Annotated in this window: 1 protein-coding gene; it reads left to right on the top strand. The window is 48.0% G+C overall.

Annotated features, from left to right (window positions below):
- A partial coding sequence (locus ADF62_RS03310; protein WP_048788064.1) for an SH3 domain-containing protein occupies window positions 1–306 on the top strand: 306 nt, incomplete at both ends.

The following is a 306-nucleotide window of genomic DNA, read 5'->3' as shown; positions in this document are numbered from 1 at the left end:
AATCAAGGCGGAAGCCAAGGTTTCAAGCCCAGAATTGGCCTACTATGACAAAGGTATGAGTGTTAACTATGATAAGGTTCTGACAGCTGATGGCCGTCAATGGCTTTCATACGTAGCAGCAAGTGGTGCTCGTCGTTATGTTGACATTGCCGCAGCTAAAGCAGAGGCTAAGCCAGAAGTCAAACCAGTTGCTAAACCAGCGGATAAACCAAGTCTCCCAGAGTCAGGCCGTTATACCTTCATAGGTCGTGCGTCAATCAAGGCGGAAGCCAAGGTTTCAAGCCCAGAATTGGCCTACTATGACAA

It is taken from the genome of Streptococcus sp. 1004_SSPC (genome assembly GCF_001069025.1).
Classification (GTDB): Bacteria; Bacillota; Bacilli; order Lactobacillales; family Streptococcaceae; genus Streptococcus; species Streptococcus vestibularis.
Note: the sequence above shows the minus strand (reverse complement) of the source record. Positions and strands in the feature narration are given on the sequence as shown.